General features: G+C 70.6%; 15 protein-coding genes and 1 pseudogene. 3 read left to right on the top strand and 13 right to left on the bottom strand.

Annotation, left to right across the window (positions count from 1 at the left end; genetic code table 11):
- Window positions 1-109: 109 nt before the first annotated feature.
- From ACZ7NC_RS25990 to ACZ7NC_RS25975, 4 genes are all read right to left on the bottom strand, one after another.
- A complete protein-coding gene (locus tag ACZ7NC_RS25990; protein ID WP_471491668.1) occupies window positions 110-322 on the bottom strand; it encodes a hypothetical protein in 213 nt (70 codons plus the stop codon).
- Between the two features lie 27 nt (window positions 323-349).
- Entirely contained in the window at window positions 350-1999 is a 1650-nt protein-coding gene (locus ACZ7NC_RS25985) for a glycosyltransferase family 87 protein (RefSeq protein ID WP_471491724.1), read from the bottom strand.
- A 76-nt stretch (window positions 2000-2075) separates the two neighbouring features.
- Window positions 2076-4031, bottom strand: coding sequence for a P-loop NTPase fold protein (locus ACZ7NC_RS25980; protein WP_471491667.1), 1956 nt, complete (start codon window positions 4029-4031; stop codon window positions 2076-2078).
- A 215-nt stretch (window positions 4032-4246) separates the two neighbouring features.
- Window positions 4247-4672: an ATP-binding protein gene (locus ACZ7NC_RS25975; protein WP_471491666.1), complete on the bottom strand. Its 426-nt coding sequence runs from the start codon at window positions 4670-4672 to the stop codon at window positions 4247-4249.
- 92 nt (window positions 4673-4764) lie between these two features.
- Between ACZ7NC_RS25975 and ACZ7NC_RS25970 the strand changes: the two genes are divergently transcribed.
- A complete protein-coding gene (locus ACZ7NC_RS25970) occupies window positions 4765-5616 on the top strand; it encodes a helix-turn-helix domain-containing protein (RefSeq protein WP_471491665.1) in 852 nt (283 codons plus the stop codon).
- Entirely contained in the window at window positions 5576-5779 is a 204-nt protein-coding gene (locus tag ACZ7NC_RS25965; protein ID WP_471491663.1) for a DUF397 domain-containing protein, read from the top strand. The genes ACZ7NC_RS25970 and ACZ7NC_RS25965 overlap by 41 nt, the downstream gene beginning before the upstream one ends.
- Here the strand turns inward: ACZ7NC_RS25965 and ACZ7NC_RS25960 are convergent.
- Window positions 5763-6932 carry a steroid 3-ketoacyl-CoA thiolase gene (locus tag ACZ7NC_RS25960; protein WP_471491660.1) on the bottom strand — a complete coding sequence of 390 codons (1170 nt, stop codon included), beginning with the start codon at window positions 6930-6932 and terminating at the stop codon, window positions 5763-5765. The two genes, ACZ7NC_RS25965 and ACZ7NC_RS25960, sit on opposite strands and share 17 nt — an antisense overlap.
- Window positions 6933-7124: 192 nt before the next feature.
- On the opposite strand from ACZ7NC_RS25960, the gene ACZ7NC_RS25955 reads away from it, so the two are divergent.
- Entirely contained in the window at window positions 7125-8360 is a 1236-nt protein-coding gene (locus tag ACZ7NC_RS25955) for a cytochrome P450 (RefSeq protein WP_471491658.1), read from the top strand.
- Between the two features lie 72 nt (window positions 8361-8432).
- On the opposite strand, the gene ACZ7NC_RS25950 is transcribed toward ACZ7NC_RS25955, so the two are convergent.
- From ACZ7NC_RS25950 to ACZ7NC_RS25915, 8 genes and pseudogenes are all read right to left on the bottom strand, one after another.
- Complete coding sequence (locus ACZ7NC_RS25950) at window positions 8433-9128, bottom strand: serine hydrolase domain-containing protein (protein ID WP_471491723.1); 696 nt, start codon at window positions 9126-9128, stop codon at window positions 8433-8435.
- A 97-nt stretch (window positions 9129-9225) separates the two neighbouring features.
- Window positions 9226-9594, bottom strand: a pseudogene (locus tag ACZ7NC_RS25945) (serine hydrolase); the annotation flags it as partial.
- Between the two features lie 146 nt (window positions 9595-9740).
- Window positions 9741-10157, bottom strand: coding sequence for an aggregation-promoting factor C-terminal-like domain-containing protein (locus tag ACZ7NC_RS25940; RefSeq protein ID WP_471491657.1), 417 nt, complete (start codon window positions 10155-10157; stop codon window positions 9741-9743).
- A 359-nt stretch (window positions 10158-10516) separates the two neighbouring features.
- The gene (locus ACZ7NC_RS25935) at window positions 10517-11344 is read right to left on the bottom strand and encodes an ECF transporter S component (RefSeq protein ID WP_471491655.1); all 828 of its coding nucleotides are present in this window, start codon (window positions 11342-11344) and stop codon (window positions 10517-10519) included.
- On the bottom strand, window positions 11341-13074 hold the full coding sequence (locus ACZ7NC_RS25930) for an ABC transporter ATP-binding protein (RefSeq protein ID WP_471491653.1): 1734 nt from the start codon (window positions 13072-13074) through the stop codon (window positions 11341-11343). The genes ACZ7NC_RS25935 and ACZ7NC_RS25930 overlap by 4 nt, the downstream gene beginning before the upstream one ends.
- Window positions 13071-14204 (bottom strand): energy-coupling factor transporter transmembrane component T, encoded by a 1134-nt coding sequence (locus tag ACZ7NC_RS25925; protein WP_471491651.1) that lies wholly within the window; start codon window positions 14202-14204, stop codon window positions 13071-13073. The genes ACZ7NC_RS25930 and ACZ7NC_RS25925 overlap by 4 nt, the downstream gene beginning before the upstream one ends.
- A 116-nt stretch (window positions 14205-14320) precedes the next feature.
- Window positions 14321-14986: an SCO2322 family protein gene (locus tag ACZ7NC_RS25920; protein ID WP_471491650.1), complete on the bottom strand. Its 666-nt coding sequence runs from the start codon at window positions 14984-14986 to the stop codon at window positions 14321-14323.
- Window positions 14983-16215 carry a prenyltransferase/squalene oxidase repeat-containing protein gene (locus tag ACZ7NC_RS25915; RefSeq protein ID WP_471491648.1) on the bottom strand — a complete coding sequence of 411 codons (1233 nt, stop codon included), beginning with the start codon at window positions 16213-16215 and terminating at the stop codon, window positions 14983-14985. The genes ACZ7NC_RS25920 and ACZ7NC_RS25915 overlap by 4 nt, the downstream gene beginning before the upstream one ends.
- Window positions 16216-16354 lie beyond the last annotated feature (139 nt).

Below are 16354 nucleotides of genomic sequence, written 5' to 3'. Positions count from 1 at the left end.
GCACGTAGGGGCGGTTCCGGCTCGCGTCGTGCGTACGACGGCCGCCGTCGTGGGTGCCGGCTTCGGGCTTACGTACCGCCAAGGGCGGTGACCACGCGGGCGGCGAAGCTCAGCAGCGGCTCCCCGGCTCCGGTGAAGGACCGTACTCCGAGCTGATCCGGTAGTCGCCGGGGGCCGAGACGCTGAGCTCGGTGAACTCGCCCTTGGCGGCGAGACACCCGCCGCCGTCCGCCCGCAGCCGCACGTAGGGGCGGTTCCGGCTCGCGTCGTGCGTACGACGGCCGCCGTCGTGGGTGCCGGCTTCGGGCTTACGTACCGCCAAGGGCGGTGACCACCCGGGCCGCGAAGCTCAGCAGCGGCTCCCCGGCTCCGGTGAAGGACCGTACTCCGAGCTGATCCGGTAGTCGCCGGGGGCCGAGACGGTGAGCTCGGTGAATTCGCCCTTGGCGGCGAGACACCCGCCGCCGTCCGCCCGCAGCCACGGCGAGTAGGCGACCCGCAGGGTGGCGGTTCCGGCTCGTGGCATGCGTACGACGACTTCGGCGCTGGACGTCGACACGACACTCGCGGGCTCGCTCACCAGCGGCCGCGCGTCCCGCACCCGGTACACCCGCCAGTGCGCGTCCTGCCACACCGGCTCCAGCCACTCGGGCCGGCGCTCGCGTATGAGCCGGGCCTCCACCTCGGCGTACCCGTCGGGCTTGCCGAGCGGCAGGACGACGTACCCGACGGCCCAGCGATCCAGCCACTGCCGGTACGTCGTCGCGGAGAACGACCCGTCGTAGAACAGCCGCGCCCGCTCCATGTCGAGCTGCCGGTTCCAGCCGCGGGCCATGTTCACATGGGGGGCGAGCCCGCTGGCCTCGCGGTGGTTGCGGGCCGGGACGACCTCGACGCGGGTGCGGTCGGCGCCGAGGCGGTCGAGGGCGCGGACCACTCCGTGGGTCTCGGCGGCCCAGGTGGGCACGGTGGTGGAGACGTACAGGTCGTCGCCGGTCTTCTTGGCGACCCAGCCGACCGAGTAGACGAGGGCGGCGATGAGCAGGACCCGGCGGAACCTGGCGAGCCCCGGCCGCGCCAGCAGGACCGCGAGCAGGGCGGCGGGCGCGAAGAGCTCGGCGAAGCGCTCGACGTTCGTCCCGATCGGCGACGGTATGAGATACGTCAGCACGGTCCCCGCCGCGTACACGGCACCGCTCCAACGGGCGACACGCCAGCCGCGCGGCGCGAAGAAGGCGACGGCCAGGCCCATGAGGAGCGGCGGCCATATTCGGCCCGCGAACATCAACTGCTCGCCCTTGAAGGGGAACAGCAGCGTGGTCACACCGACGGTGACGGCGGGCGGGAGGAACAAGGTCAGCGCGCGGCGGTAGTCCCGGGTGAGGAGTTGGGCGGCGCCCACGACCACCAGGAACAGCCCCGCCACAGGGCTCGCCATCGTCGCGAGCGCGGCATAGGCGCCGGCGAGGACGACCCGTCGCTCACGGGTCAGCAGCAGACAGGCCGCCAGTCCGAAGGCGACACCGAGCGCGAAGGTGGTGCGGCCGGACGCCACGTTGCACCACAGCGCGAACGACGCGAGCAGGGCCGGGCCGAGGGGCTTGCGGAGCCCTTCGACACGGGTGATCAGGACGGCCGCGAGCCAGGTCGCCACGAGCCCGGAGACCACGGTGACCGTGCGCACGCCCACGGCGGCCATCAGATACGGGGAGATCAGGCTGTAGTTGGCGGTGTGCGTCCCGCCGTACCAGAACAGGTTGTAGGCCGAGCCACCGTGCCGCGCCGCGAACCCGGCCCACGCGTCCTGCGCGGCCAGATCGCCGCCGCCGGTGGCGAGGAACAGGGCCCACACCGCGTAGAGGGGCAGGGTGGGGAGGGTCGCCAGGAGGGGGATGCGGTGCCGGTTCCAGACCGTGCGCAGGAGCCGCCTGTGGGCAGGAGGCGGCGGCTCGGGGACGCTGGTGAGCGGACGGGTGCTGGTGAGTTCGGCTGGGACCACGTGTTCGAAGACGTGGATCGGGGTGGGAACGTTCACTGGCGGATCCAGTTGGCCAGGTCCCCTCCGCTTCTCCGGTTCAGACGGGCGGCATGGGCGGCAGGGCGCGCAGCGACCATTCCGCTCTGACGCGCTGGAGGGTGGCGCGGGCGAGGGTGTCGGCGGTGCCGATCTCGCGGTGGGCCCGGGCGAGGGCCGCGAAGGAGCCGGGGTGGTGGGGAGCGGAGGTCTCGATGATCCGCTCCTCGGCGAGAGTGTTCGTGAAGATCCTCCGCACCGTGTCCAGGTGGTAGGCGCGGTTGGCCAGCGTCGCGCCCATACGGGCACGTTCACCGGTCGGCCCGGCCTGCCGGTGGATCAGGTCTCCCAGTTCGTCGAGTCCGTTGTCCGCGCCGAGCACGTTCCGGCGGAAGAGCTGGGCGAGTTCGGCGCGCTCCTCGGAGCCGCCCGCGGAGTTGGCGATACGGTCCACCTCGCGATTCACCAGTTTCTCGGTCACGTCGGCCAGTAGGCGGACCTGTTCCGTCGACACGTACGAGTAGGCCGCGCGGGCCGTCCGCAGCAGGTCCCGCGGCATACCGCCCGACAGGCTGTAGAACAGGGCGGCGAAGGGCACCGGCAGCCCCACCACCCGACGCCCCAGCAGTCGCTCGGCCGTCTCCTGATCCAGGGGTTCGACCCGGACGACCTCGTCTATCGCACTGTCGAAGGCATCCCGCCGCCCCACCGGCGCCAACTCCGCCTCCCGCAGCGCCTCGTCGGAGACCGACAGCACGAACAGGCACTTGGGTACGTCGAAGACAGCCTTGAGTTCGTTGAGGAAGGTGCGCGCGGTGGCGGCCGGTTCGATCCGGTCGAGCTCGTCGATGCCGATCACCAGAAGCCGTTTGTCCTTGTCCAGTTCCAGCGCGGTCCGGCTGAGGAACCTCTTCAGGGCGTCCACGATCTCGGGATACGTCTGCGGCTGCTCGGCGAGCGACGTCGCCCTCCTCGTCGACAGGTTCCAGCTCCGCAAGCCCGCGCTGAGGCCCGCCTCGTCCGACTGGGTCTGCAGATAGCGGATCGAGCGCTTGTGCCGCTCCGCCTCCTGCGCCGTGGGGAGACGTGCGTCGATCACGAGGTCGCACAGCTTGTAGAAGAGGTGGAGCATGAACTCCCGACGGTCGAAGACGACCGGTACCGGCTCGACGAGGCTCAGCTGCCCTGCGGAATCCGACTCGTCGACCTTGCAGAAGTTCCGCAGCAGTTGCGTTTTACCCACGCCGCGTGGGCCCGACAGAGCGATGCTGCCGCCTTCCATCCCCGCGCTGATCACGTCCAGTTGATGGTCGGCCTGGGTCGGCACATGCTCATGACCGGCACGTAGCTGCCTCAGGCCCGGGGCGTGAGTGTTGGTGATTCGCGTGCCGAAAACGCGCTCGGTCTGTTCGCTGATTCGTTCCCGTATGAAGCTCGACAGGACCTGCTCCAGAGCCTCCTCCCATACGGCCTCGGCCTGCCGTGCCGCTCGGTCCCTTTCCCGCGCGTCGAGCACGGAGAACAAGTAGGCGAGGGAGAGCGACTGCCTGGACGCAGCCGATGCGAGCCTTCGAAGCGCCAGCGGCGGAAGCGCGAACAACACGAGCAAGCCCAGCGTGACCCAGAAACCCTCGCTGTACCCGCCGACCTGGTCCAGAGGGCGATCGTGCCGGAGTAGCCAGGCGACCTCCGATGGGTAGATCCCCATGAAGACCGAGCAGAGCAGCGCCAGAAAGCAATACGCGAAGCCTCCAGTGACGAGCAGTTGTCGCCCCTTGGCCGCCGGTACGCCTGCCCGCACATCGTGTGACAGAAGGTAGAAGACGCACCAGGGCACGAAGGCCACGCCGGCAGTGAACCCAGCGGTGATCATGACGAACCCGAAACCCTCGCCCACAGCGGACGCGACCGAGATGGAACGGTCATCGGCCAGAGCTTCCTTGATCGCGTCGCTCCAGCCGGATGCCGCCCCTACCGCGAGCAGTATCAGCAGCATCAGCGCGCCGATGGCCGTCAAGAGTCCGCGAAGCCGAGCCTCCAGGCGTGCCCGGGAAACAGCCTGCAGGTACGCGCTCTCCGCCGCCCCGGTCAGCCCCAGCAGGTCGCCACGGTTCGCTTCCGCGGCAGATCGCAGTTGGCCCGTGTGCGCGCCGCTCCGTTCGACTTCACGCCTGTCCATCACGCGCGACAGCAGTTGTTCGAACCGTTTTTCTCGACTCAGCATCGACACGCTCAGGTACTTCCGCACCAGCACTCGAACCACACCGTCTTGCCACCGCCCGCCACAGGATCCACACCCCACTTGTCGGTCACCGCGTCCAGCAGCACAAGCCCCCGCCCGCCCTCGTCGTCCGGCCCCGACTGCGCGGGCAGCGCGGGGAGTTGCGCGAAACAGTCCGTCACCTGCACACGCACCCCGCCCGTTCGCCGCAGGATCAGCACCTCACACCGACGGTCCGGGACATGCCGTACGACATTGGCGACCAGCTCGGTCACGCCCAGCTCGACGGCGTCGGTCAGTTCGGGCATCTCCCACTCGTCGAGCAGCGAGCGGGCGATGGTGCGGATGTGCCGGGCGGAGTGCTCGCCGACGGTGAGGCGCAGGCGGTACTGGGGGCGGAAGGGGGCCAGGTAGGTGGGGGGAATGTATCCGTTCACGATACGAGCGTGACCTCGCGCGACTACTTTGGGCTACGGAACGGATACAACGGGTCCCGAAGTGGGCCCAGTTGTGTGAGAGGGGGCTCTGCGTGACCCACATCAACACCCTGGACCCGGGCGCCTCGCCACTCGACTATTTCGGCTTCGAGCTACGGCGCTGCCGCGAGGCCGCCGGGCTGACCCAGAAGCAGCTCGGGGGCATCGTGTACTGCACCGGTTCGCTGGTCGGCCAGATCGAGACGGCCCGCAAGCTGCCGACGTTGCAGTTCAGTGAGCGGGCGGATGCGGCGCTGGGGACGGGTGGGTTGCTGTCCCGGCTGCATGAGCTGGTGATGCGTAGTCAACTTCCGGCCTGGTTTCAGCAGGTGGCGGAGTTGGAGGTGCGGGCGGTCGAGGTCTGTTCGTTCCAGGACCACATGGTTCTCGGTCTCCTCCAGACCAGGGCATACGCACGTGCCGTGCTCGGTGTCCTGGACGAGACCGACCTCGACGACCGCACCGAAGTAAGGCTGGCCCGTCAGCGCATCCTTGAGAAGCAGGAGCCGCCGGTCTTTTGGGCGATCCTCAGCGAGGCAGCGCTGTACTTGGAGATCGGTGGCCGGGAGGCCATGCGGGAGCAACTGGCCCACTTGTTGTCGTTCGAGAACAACCCCCGCGTCAACATCCAGGTGCTGCCGTTCTCGACCGGAGCGCATGCGGGGCTGCAAGGCTCGTTCGACCTCTACCGCTTTGCGAGTGACCCGACCATTGTTTACACGGAGGGATACGGCGGCAGCGGGCATCCGACCGCTAACCCGGAGACCGTCAAGATGTGCTCGCTCCGTTACGATCATCTTCAAGCCGCCGCACTCTCCATCAAGGACTCGGCGGAGTTGATCCGGCGCGTAATGGAGGAGCGTTATGGAGAGCACCGAGCTTCTGACGGGGATCCAGTGGCGTAAGTCCAGCTACAGCGGCGATGAAGGCGGCCAGTGCGTCGAGATCGCCGAAACCCCCCACACCACCATCGCCATACGCGACTCGAAGAACGCAGCGGGCCCGATCCTCACCTTCGAGCCCACCACGTTCACGGCGTTCCTGAACTGGACTACAACCGCTGAATGATCGTGCCGGTGGCCAGCCCACCCCCCGCACACATTGTCACCAGCGCGAACTCCTTGTCCGCTCGCTCCAGTTCATGAAGCGCGGTCGTGATCAGCCGGGCCCCGGTGGCCCCCACCGGGTGCCCGAGCGCGATCGCACCGCCGTTGACGTTGACCTTCTCCAGGTCCTGCTCGAAGACCTGTGTCCAGCTCAACACCACCGATGCGAAGGCCTCGTTGATCTCGACGAGGTCGATGTCCTTCAGGGACATCCCGGCCTTCCCCAGCACCGCCTTCGTCGCGTCGATCGGGCCGTCGAGGTGGAAGTGCGGGTCGGCACCCACCAGCGCCTGGGCCACTATCCGCGCCCTGGGTCGCAACTTCAGCGCACGCGCCATCCGTTTCGACGCCCACATGATCGCCGCCGCGCCGTCGCTGATCTGGGACGAGTTGCCCGCCGTATGGACGGCCGTCGGCATGACGGGCTTGAGCCCCGCCAGCGCCTCCATGGACGTGTCGCGCAGGCCCTCGTCCTTGTCGACGAGTCGCCACATGCCCTGCCCCGCGCGCTGCTCGTCCTCGGTCGTCGGGACCTGGACGGCGAACGTCTCCCTCTTGAAGCGTTCCTCCGCCCAGGCGGCAGCCGCCCGCTCCTGCGAGACCAGCCCCAGTGAGTCGACGTTCTCGCGCGTCAGCCCCCGATGGCGGGCGATCCGTTCCGCCGCCTCGAACTGGTTGGGCAGGTCGACGTTCCACTCGTCGGGGAACGGCTTGCCGGGCCCGTGCTTGGACCCCGACCCCAGCGGCACCCGGGACATCGCCTCGACGCCACAGCTGATCCCGACGTCGATGACGCCCGCCGCGATCATGTTGGCCGCCATGTGGGACGCCTGCTGCGAGGAGCCGCACTGACAGTCGACCGTCGTCGCCGCCGTCTCGTACGGCAGGCCCATGGTGAGCCAGGCCGTGCGCGCGGGGTTCATGGACTGTTCGCCGGCGTGGGTGACCGTGCCGCCGACGATCTGCTCGACGCAGTCGGCGGGGATGCCGGTGCGGCCCAGGAGTTCGCGGTAGGTCTCGCCCAGAAGATAGGCGGGGTGGAGATTGGCTAGCGCGCCGCCGCGCTTGCCGATGGGGGTGCGTACGGCTTCGACGATCACGGGTTCGGCAGCCATGGGTGCGGGTCCTCTCCGAGGGCTCTGCGGAACTAGTACGCGTTCTAGTTCTGTAGAGCAGTGTGCTGACGGAGGTTCAACGACTGCAAGGGGCGTGCGGGCAATTGGGCAGTCCACGGCTATTGCCACTTGTAGAACCCGTTACTACCGTCACCACGACCCTCTTTGCTGATGGACCGTCAGGAGCTGTCCATGCCCTGTCCAGCGCTTCCCGACGGGTTCGACTTCACCGACCCCGATGTGCTGCACCACCGCGTACCCCTCCCGGAGTTCGCCGAGCTGCGCCGGGCCGAACCGGTCCGCTGGATCCCGCAGGCGGACAATGTGGCCGGATTCCAGGACGAGGGCTACTGGGCGGTGACCCGGCACGCCGACGTCAAGTACGTGTCGACGCACCCGGAGTTGTTCTCGTCCTCCCTCAACACCGCGATCATCCGCTTCAACGAGCACATCGAGCGCGACGCCATCGACGCGCAGCGGCTGATCCTGCTGAACATGGACCCGCCCGAGCACACCCGGGTCCGTCAGATCGTCCAGCGCGTCTTCACCCCGCGCGCCATCCGCGCCCTGGAGGAGCGGCTGCGCAACCGGGCCCGGTCGATCGCCGCGAACGCCCGTGCCCATCCCGGCCCCTTCGACTTCGTCACCGAGGTCGCCTGTGAACTGCCCCTCCAGGCCATCGCCGAGCTCATCGGCATCCCGCAGGACGACCGGGCCAAGATCTTCGACTGGTCCAACAAGATGATCGCGTACGACGATCCCGAGTACGCCATCACCGAGGAGGTCGGCGCCGAGTCGGCCACCGAACTCATCGCCTACGCGATGAACATGGCCGCCGACCGCAAGGCCTGCCCGGCGAAGGACATCGTCACCACGCTGGTGGCGGCCGAGGACGAAGGCAACCTCGGTTCCGACGAGTTCGGCTTCTTCGTGCTGATGCTGGCCGTGGCGGGCAACGAGACGACCCGCAACGCCATCACCCATGGCATGCACGCCTTCCTCACCCACCCGGAACAGTGGGAGCTGTACAAGAGGGAGCGCCCCGCGACGGCCGCGGAGGAGATCGTCCGCTGGGCGACCCCGGTGGTCTCCTTCCAGCGCACGGCGACTCAGGACACAGAGTTGGGCGGAAAGCGCATAAAGAAGGGAGACCGGGTAGGAATCTTCTATGCCTCGGCGAACCACGACCCCGAGGTCTTCGAGAACCCGGACTCCTTCGACATCACCCGCGACCCCAACCCCCACCTCGGCTTCGGCGGCGGTGGCCCCCACTACTGCCTGGGCAAGTCCCTGGCGGTGCTGGAGATCGACCTGATCTTCAACGCGGTGGCCGACGCGATGCCCGGCCTACGGCTGGTCGACGACCCCCGACGCCTTCGCTCCGCATGGATCAACGGTGTGAAGGAACTCCAGGTCAGCACGGGCTGACCCGTCCCGAGGGAGGCAGGAGCACCCCCTATCCCTACGCCCCGTTCCTGCCTCCCCCGCGACGCGTGACGCTCATCCGGCGAGCACCGCGGCGACTCTTGCGGCCATCTCCTCGTCCGCGTTCAGCGGCGTCGGGGTGTAGTTGAGGACGAAGCCGCGGCTGCCGTCGCGGGTGGCGAAGACGCGGGTGCGGTAGCCGCACACCTCGCCGGTCTTTCCCCAGAAGGTCACGCCGTTCACCGTGACCCGCTGCAGTCCCATGCTGTAGCGCGCCGGGCTGCCGTCCAGCATGCGCACGCTGTCCGGGGGCAGCGTGAAGAGCTTGGCCATGGCGTGCGGCGGCAGCAGCCGGCCGGAGAACAGGGCCCGTTGGAAGCGGAAGAGGTCGTCGACCGTCGAGACCAGCTCGCCCTCGCCCCAGGCGCTGGACATGTTGAAGACCGTGGCGTCCTCAAGGGTGCCGTCGGTCATACGCAGATAGCCGTGGATGTGCGGGCCGTGCAGGCGGGGGTCGTCGCCCGGGAGCAACGTGCCCTTGAGGGCCAGAGGTTCCACGACGCGGGACCTGATCGCCTCGCCGTACGGCCGTCCCGTCAGCCTCTCGATGAGGAGGGCCAGGAGGACGTAGGTGATGCCCCGGTACTCCTGCTTGGTGCCGGGCTGGAACTTCAGCGGGCGGTCGGCGGGGATCGTGCGGACCCATTCCTCGGGGGTCCACTGGTCGAAGCGGTGACGCAGTGTGCTTTCGGGGGTGGAATCGTCGGGCAGGCCCTTGTGGTCGGGCAGGCCGCTGGTGTGGTTGGTTGAGCAACTGCCCGACGGTGATCTGCCCGAAGTGGTGCGGGAGCAGGTCCGGGAGATGGCGTCCGATGGGCGCGTCGAGCTTCACGCGCCGCTCCGCCCACAGCTGGAGCACGACCGTGGCCACCAAGGCCTTGGTGACACTTCCCGCCCGGAATCCGTCGGCGGGACGAGGGCGACGCCCGGTGGTGACGTCGGACACGCCCGCCGTGCCGTACCAGCCCTCGGATCCCTGTGTGACACGTAACTGCGCGGAGACGGACGGGGGATGCGCGAGGTCGGAGATCGCGGCCTGCAACGCCTCGGTGTCCAGCGCCGGGGCGGCGCGCTCGGCCGCGGTCGCGCGGGCCGTCGTACCGGAAGTCGCGAGAAGGGCCGCGGCGGCCGCGGAGCCGCGGACCAGGGAGCGTCGGGAGATCCTCTGCGGAGTCATGGAGATCATCCTGCCGACGCCGCCCGCGACACCCATCCGGGATGTCCCCCAGGGCGACCCGGACCTCGCCCCTACGAGTACGGCGAAGACGGCGACCCCGGGGATCGGGGGTCGCCGCCTTCGGTTCAGTGGGCCGGCCGCTCGGCTCAGTACCAGCCGTTCGACTGCCAGAAGCCCCAGGCGCCGCACGGGCTGCCGTAGCGGTCCTTCATGTAGTCCAGGCCCCACTTGATCTGGGTGGCCGGGTTGGTCTTCCAGTCGGAGCCCGCGGAGGCCATCTTGTTGCCCGGCAGGGCCTGGACCAGGCCGTAGGCGCCGGACGAGGCGTTGGTGGCGTTGACGTTCCAGTCGCTCTCGTGGTCGACGATGTTCGAGAAGCACTGGTACTGGCCCGAGTCCGAGATCATCTTCTTCGCAATCGCCTGCGCCGAGGAGGACCCGGTCGTCGCGGCGTGCGAGGGCGCGGCGGCGAACAGCGTGCCGGCCGTGGCGGCGGCCAGGGCGGCACCGGCGAGGGCCTTCTTCGGGGCGGAGATGCGGGTGAAGAGGGAAACGGCGGACACGTGGAGCCTTTCGTCGGGATCGAGGGCGTCGCGGACATGCCGGAACCACGCGATGCGAGGCGGGGGGGCATGCGTCGGCGCCGAGGCCCTGTGGGCACGTCGGCGCCGTGCGACGTCGTCCAGAGAAGCAGCCCGGGAAGGTGTCCGCAATGACCCCTTTTGCTAGTTGTGGTCGTATGCGGGGGGCGGGCTGGTCATGTGACGTGGATCTCTATGTGCAGGTCAGCGCCCATGTGGGCGCGTGCATGACATCCGATTTGTCCGACTATGCTGGATCGTAGGTGATGTGGGTCATGTGGGGTGGTTCACCGTGCGCGTGACGGTCCGCGCGCGCGGCCTCACGGTGCGGGTGCGCGGTCTCACGGTGTGGGTGCGTCGAATGTGACCGGGCTCTCGAACGCCGCCCGGCGGGTGGCCCGGCGCAGCGCCCTGAGGATCGCCGGGCCGAGGGTGAGGGTCAGCACGACGGTCACCAGCGCCCGGCCGAGGTCCCAGCCGAGGGAGGTGGCCAGGCAGTACGCGACGAAGCGGGCCAGGTTGGCGAGCGGTCCGGCCTCGGGGTCGGGGGCGATGTTCGAGCCGTCCTGGATCAGATAGGGCCAGCCCTGCATATTCATCACCGTGCCGTAGGCGAAGGCGGCGAGGAAGCCGTATCCGGCCAGCAGGACCAGCTCAGCACGGCCGCGCAGCCGGTCCGGGCCCGGCAGCAGCCCCGCACCCATCGTGAACCAGCCCATCGACAGCATCTGGAACGGCATCCACGGCCCCACCCCGCCGGTGAGCAGCGCGGACGCGAACATCGTCACGGAACCGAGGACGAAGCCGAAGCCGGGGCCGAGCACCCGACCGCTCAGCACCATCAGGAAGAACATCGGCTCGATACCGGCCGTCCCCGCCCCGAGGGGCCGCAGCGCGGCACCGGTCGCCGCGAGTACGCCCAGCATCGCCACCACCTTCGGGCCGAGCCCCGATTCGGAGATCGTCGCCGCGACGATGGCGACCAGCAGGACGAGGAGACCGGTGAACAGCCAGGGCGCGTCCTGCGCGTGGGCACTGACCTGGGAGGTGGGGAGGGCGAGAAAGGGCCAGCCGAGGGCGGCCACACCGACCGCGCTGACCAGCACGAGTGCGGTGATGGAGCGGGGGCCGAGGCGGATGGGGCGCGCCTGCCCCTGGGCGCCGGTCATGACAGGGCCTGCCGTACCTGGGTGACCGTGAGCCACTCCTGCGGCGCCAGGATCTTGGTGACCTGCGGGGCGAAGGACGGCGAGGAGACCACGACCTCCGCCGTCGGGCCGTCGGCGATCACCTCGCCCTCCGCGAGAAGGACCACCCGGTGAGCCAGTTCGGCGGCAAGCTCCACGTCGTGCGTGGCCAGGACGATGGCGTGCCCCTGGTCGGCGAGGTCGCGCAGCAGCGTGACGAGGTGGGCCTTGGCCGCGTAGTCGAGGCCGCGGGTCGGTTCGTCGAGGAGGAGGAGAGGCGGGCGCGCCGTCAGGACGACGGCCAGGGCGAGCGTCAGACGCTGGCCCTCGGAGAGGTCGCGGGGATGGGTCTCGTCCGGGATGCCCGTCAGAAGCGCGGACAGCAGGGTGCGGCAGGTGCCGGGTTCGGCGCCCGCGTCGGTGTCGGCGGCCGTGCACTCGGCGGCGACCGTGTCGGCGTAGAGCAGATCGCGGGGCTCCTGCGGGACCAGGCCGACGCGGCGGACGAGGTCGCGGGGTGCTGTGCGGTGGGGTTCGGCCCCGCCGACCTGGACCCGGCCGGCGGACGGTTCCACGAGACCCACCAGGGAGTTGAGCAGCGTGGACTTGCCGGCGCCGTTGCGGCCCATGAGGGCGATGGTCTCGCCGGGAGTGACGGTGAGATCGATGTGGTGGAGCGCGCGGACGCGGTCGCGGGTGACGGCGAGGGCCTGTACTTCGGCGGCGTAGGGGGATTGGAGGGCGGGCTGGGTGGGGGTCCGCCTTCGTTGGAACCATCGGCGGTGGGTGGTGCCCATGGTGCCCACTGGCTCGGGGGGTGCGGATCGGTGGCGGCTGCGGGTTTGCTGTGGCTGGTCGCGCAGTTCCTGGCGACCCTTGAGGGCGTCGCTGTCCCGCTCGCCGAGTTGTGCCCGTAGGGCTGTTGCCCGTCGTCGCGCGTCTCGCACCGTCAGGGGCAACGGGGACCAGCCCGCCAGGCGGCCCAGGGCCACGACCGGCGGGTACACGGGCGATACGGCCATGATCTCCGCCGGGGTGCCGAGGACCGGGGCCGCGCCGGGGGAGGGAAGCAGGACGATCCGGTCGGCGTACTGGACGACACGTTCCAGCCGGTGCTCGGCCATCAGGACCGTCGTGCCGAGGTCGTGGACCAGGCGTTGCAGGACCGCGAGGACCTCTTCCGCGGCGGCCGGGTCCAGAGCCGAGGTCGGCTCGTCCAGGACCAGGACCCTGGGATGCGGGGTGAGCACCGAGCCGATCGCCACGCGCTGCTGTTGGCCGCCGGAGAGGGTGGCGATGGGGCGGTCGCGCAGGTCGGCGAGGCCGAGCAGGTCGAGGGTCTCCTCGACACGGCGGCGCATCACGTCCGGGGCGAGGCCCAGCGACTCCATGCCGTAGGCGAGCTCGTCCTCGACCGTGTCCGTGACGAAGTGGGACAGCGGGTCCTGCCCGACCGTTCCCACCACGTCCGCGAGTTCGCGCGGCTTGTGTGTACGGGTGTCCCGGCCGGCCACCGTGACGCGGCCGCGCAGAGTACCGCCGGTGAAGTGCGGGACGAGCCCGCTCACCGCGCCGAGCACGGTGGACTTGCCTACGCCCGACGGGCCGACGAGCAGGACCAGTTCGCCCTCGGGGACCTCGAAGTCCACTCCCCGCACGGTGGGTCGGGCGGCGCCGTCGTACGTCACGGAGACGTTCTCGAAGCGGATCACGACGGCTCCTCGGGGCTGGCGGGACTACGGGGTGCGGGGCTGACGAAGGCCGGGAGCAGGCCGAGGAGGACGGCCGCCGCGGGCCACAGCGGGAGGGTCGGCGCGACCAGCGGAACCACGCCGGGGTGCAGCGCCTCCGGGTCCCGGTCGGCGGCCAGCATCAGCAGGGCGGCGACGGCCGCGCCGGAACCGGCGACCAGCCAGGCCCGGGCGTCCCAACGGGCCGGGCGGTAACGGGTGCGCGGCGAGCGGCGACCGCCGAGGCGCAGTCCCGCCAGCGCGGCGGCGAGTCCGGCGAGGAGGACCGGCAGGCCGTATGTCCCGCCCTCGGCGGTCAGCAGGCCGTACGTTCCCGCACAGACGCCCAGCAGGCCGCCGAGGGTGAGCGCGGCGGTCGTACGGCGGACGCGTGGCGGGACGTCGGCGGTACGGCCGTAGCCGCGCGAGTCCATCGCGGCGGCGAGGGCGACCGAGCGCTCCAACGCGCCCTCCAGGACCGGGAGTCCGACGTGCAGGAGGCCGCGGATGCCGGTGTCGGGACGACCGCGCAGCCGGCGCGCGGCACGCAGGCGCTGGACGTCGGCGATGAGGTGGGGGGCGTAGGTGAGGGCCACGACCACCGCCACGCCCATCTCGTACAGCGCGCCGGGGAGGGACTTGAGCAGGCGGGTGGGGCTCGCGAGGGAGTTCGCCGCGCCGACGCAGATGAGGAGGGCGGCCAGCCGCAGACCGTCGTAGAGGGCGAAGAGCAGGGTCTCGACGGTGACCCTGCCGCCCAGCCGGATGCCCTGCGCCCAGTCCGGGAGGGGGATTTCGGGGAGCGTGACGATCACATGCGTGCCGGGGACGGGGGAGCCGAGGGCCACGGCGAAGACGAGACGGATGAGGATGACGACCAGGGCGAGCTTCACGAACGCCGTGTAGGAGCGGGCCCAGGGGGTGTCCGGGCGGCAGGTCGCGACGACATAGGCCGAGGTGACGATCAGGAGGGTGAGGAGGAGGGGGTTGGTGGTGCGGGTGGCGGCGGTACCGAGGGCGAGGGACCAGAGCCACCAGGCGCCGGGGTGCAGTTCTGCGCGGCGCGGGGGCCGGGGGGTGGGGGCGCTCGCCGGGGCGGGTCGGGTGCGCACGGTGGGGCGGGTGTTCCGCGGAGCCCCGGTAGTCCGTGGAGTCCCGGTAGTCCGTGGGGTCCCGGTACTCCGGTTGGTCCGGTTGGTCCGGATGGGCCGGGTGGGCCGGGTGGCCATCAGGTTCGCCGCCGTCGTGCCTGCCAGACGGCTGCCGCCCCCAGTACCGCGACTACGGCGATCCCCGTGACCAGGCCGAGAGAGGGGCCGTCGGCGGAGTCGCTGGTGTTGTCGTCGGTGGCCGTCGGCCGGCTCTTGTCGTCGGTCGGCGTCGGCTTGCCGGCGTCCGACACCTGCTCCCCGCAGCCCTTCCGCGGATACCCGGCGATGGCGCACAGCAGGGCGTTCGTGTCGTAACGCAGGGGCTTGGCGACCGCCGCCAGGGCCTCCGCGGTCGTCGCGTGGGGAGCCATCCGGGCACAAGCCGTACGACGATCCGGCGGCGCCTCGCCCGACGGGGCGTCCGCCGCCGTACCGAAGTCGATGACCAGAGCCACTCGCTTCTTGCCGTCCTGCGCGGGAGTTCGCGCGCAGATCACCGCGAACTCCGCAGCGCCCCTCGGCTGGGCCGCGTCCTTCGAGTCCGTGCTCACCGCGAAGCGGAAACCCTGGACGTCGCCGTCGGACGGGCGGGCGAGGGAGGGGCCCTGGGTGGCGTAGGTCCAGGTGCCGCCGTCGCGCTCCCAGAAGGACCAGTAGCGGTAGCCTGTCGCCTGGGCGGCCTGGCCCGCGCCGGTCACGAGGACCAGCGCGGCCAGGAGCGGAGCGAGTACGCGGCGGATCACGCCTGCGGGCCCTTCTTACGGCCGCTGAGCAGGAAGCCGATGCCGATACCGACGACGAGGAAGATGCCGACGTACCACCAGACACCGAAGGGGCTGTCACCCTTGTCGTCCTGCTTTTCCCCTTCCTCCTTCTTGTCCGTGGTCGTCGGCGAGTCCTGCGGGGCGGGGCCCGTCGCGTTGAGCTGCTCGACCAGGTCGGAGCCGCCGAAGTCACGCGGGTCGGTGCCGGTGGCGTGGGCGGCGAGGATCAGCTGGGCGTAGGCGGCCGGGCCGCTCTGGGCCGCCCACTGGGCGGAGTTCCGCTCCAGCCAGCGCAGGGGCTTTCGGGCGGCGTCGGCACCGGACTGCGCGGCGAGCGCGACGACCGCGTCGGCCGTGTTGCCGTAGTCGGGCTGGTCCTCGGCTCCGGGGAGGGCGGACTTGAGGTGGCCGTCCTTAGCGAGGGCCTGGGTGAGGTAGGCGGCGCCGTTGGCCGCGGTCTGCTGAGGGCTCGGGTAGCCGGCGTCGGCGCAGGTCGCGTCCGACGGCTTGCCGGCGCTCACCACGAGGCCCTTGCCGAGGGCGCCGACGACGCCCGCGGCTGTCGCGTCCGCGTTGGCGACCAGGTCGCCCTTCTTGTCCGGCTGGAAGGCGAAGGCGCCCGCCGAGTCGCCCTTGCACGGCAGGGCGAGCGTGATGAGCGTGTCGTAAGGCGACTGCCCGTCCTTCACGACCTCCGCCGGCTTCTCGCCCGCGGCGGCCAGCGCACCGATCACGACCGACGTCGAGTTCGTGTCGCTCGCCCCGCCCGCGGTGTAGCCCCAGCCGCCGTCCTTGTTCTGCACGGACTTCAGCCAGGTCACGGCCTTTCCGGCGGCGGCGTCGTGCCCGCCGAGCGCGGCGAGCGCCTGAACGGCGGCGGCAGTGCTGTTGGTGTCGATGAGGGTCTTGCCGTCGCAGGCCGCGCTCGTGTCGGCGCGGTAGGGCGCGAAGGCGCCGTTCGCGCACTGCTGCCCCAGCAGCCAGTCCACCGCCCCCTTCGCCGGCTTCACCCCCACCGTGTCCTGCGCGAGCAGCGCGAGGGACTGGCGCCAGACGCCGTCGTACGTGGGGTCGCCATCGCCGTACAGCCCCGCGGGGAGCGCCTGCGACGGCGACGCGGAGGGGGACGAGTCGGCGGCTACGGCCGGCGCGGCCGCGCCGATCACGACGGCGGCGGCCAGGACCGCGGCGCTGCGGCGGACGTACATGATCGGCGGGTGCCCTTCCCTAGGCGGAACCGGGCAGCGCAGGGGAGAGCCCCGGCGGCTCGGCTCCGTATACCTCGACGGTGCCGTGCTCCGGCCGGCTGCCGGGGCACGTGAGCCGGTCACGGTCCCATACGCGGCG

The sequence above is a fragment of the Streptomyces sp. NPDC111802 genome, assembly GCF_055634335.1.
The sequence above is the reverse complement of the archived record's forward strand: the minus strand, read 5'-3'. Positions and strand labels throughout refer to the sequence as shown.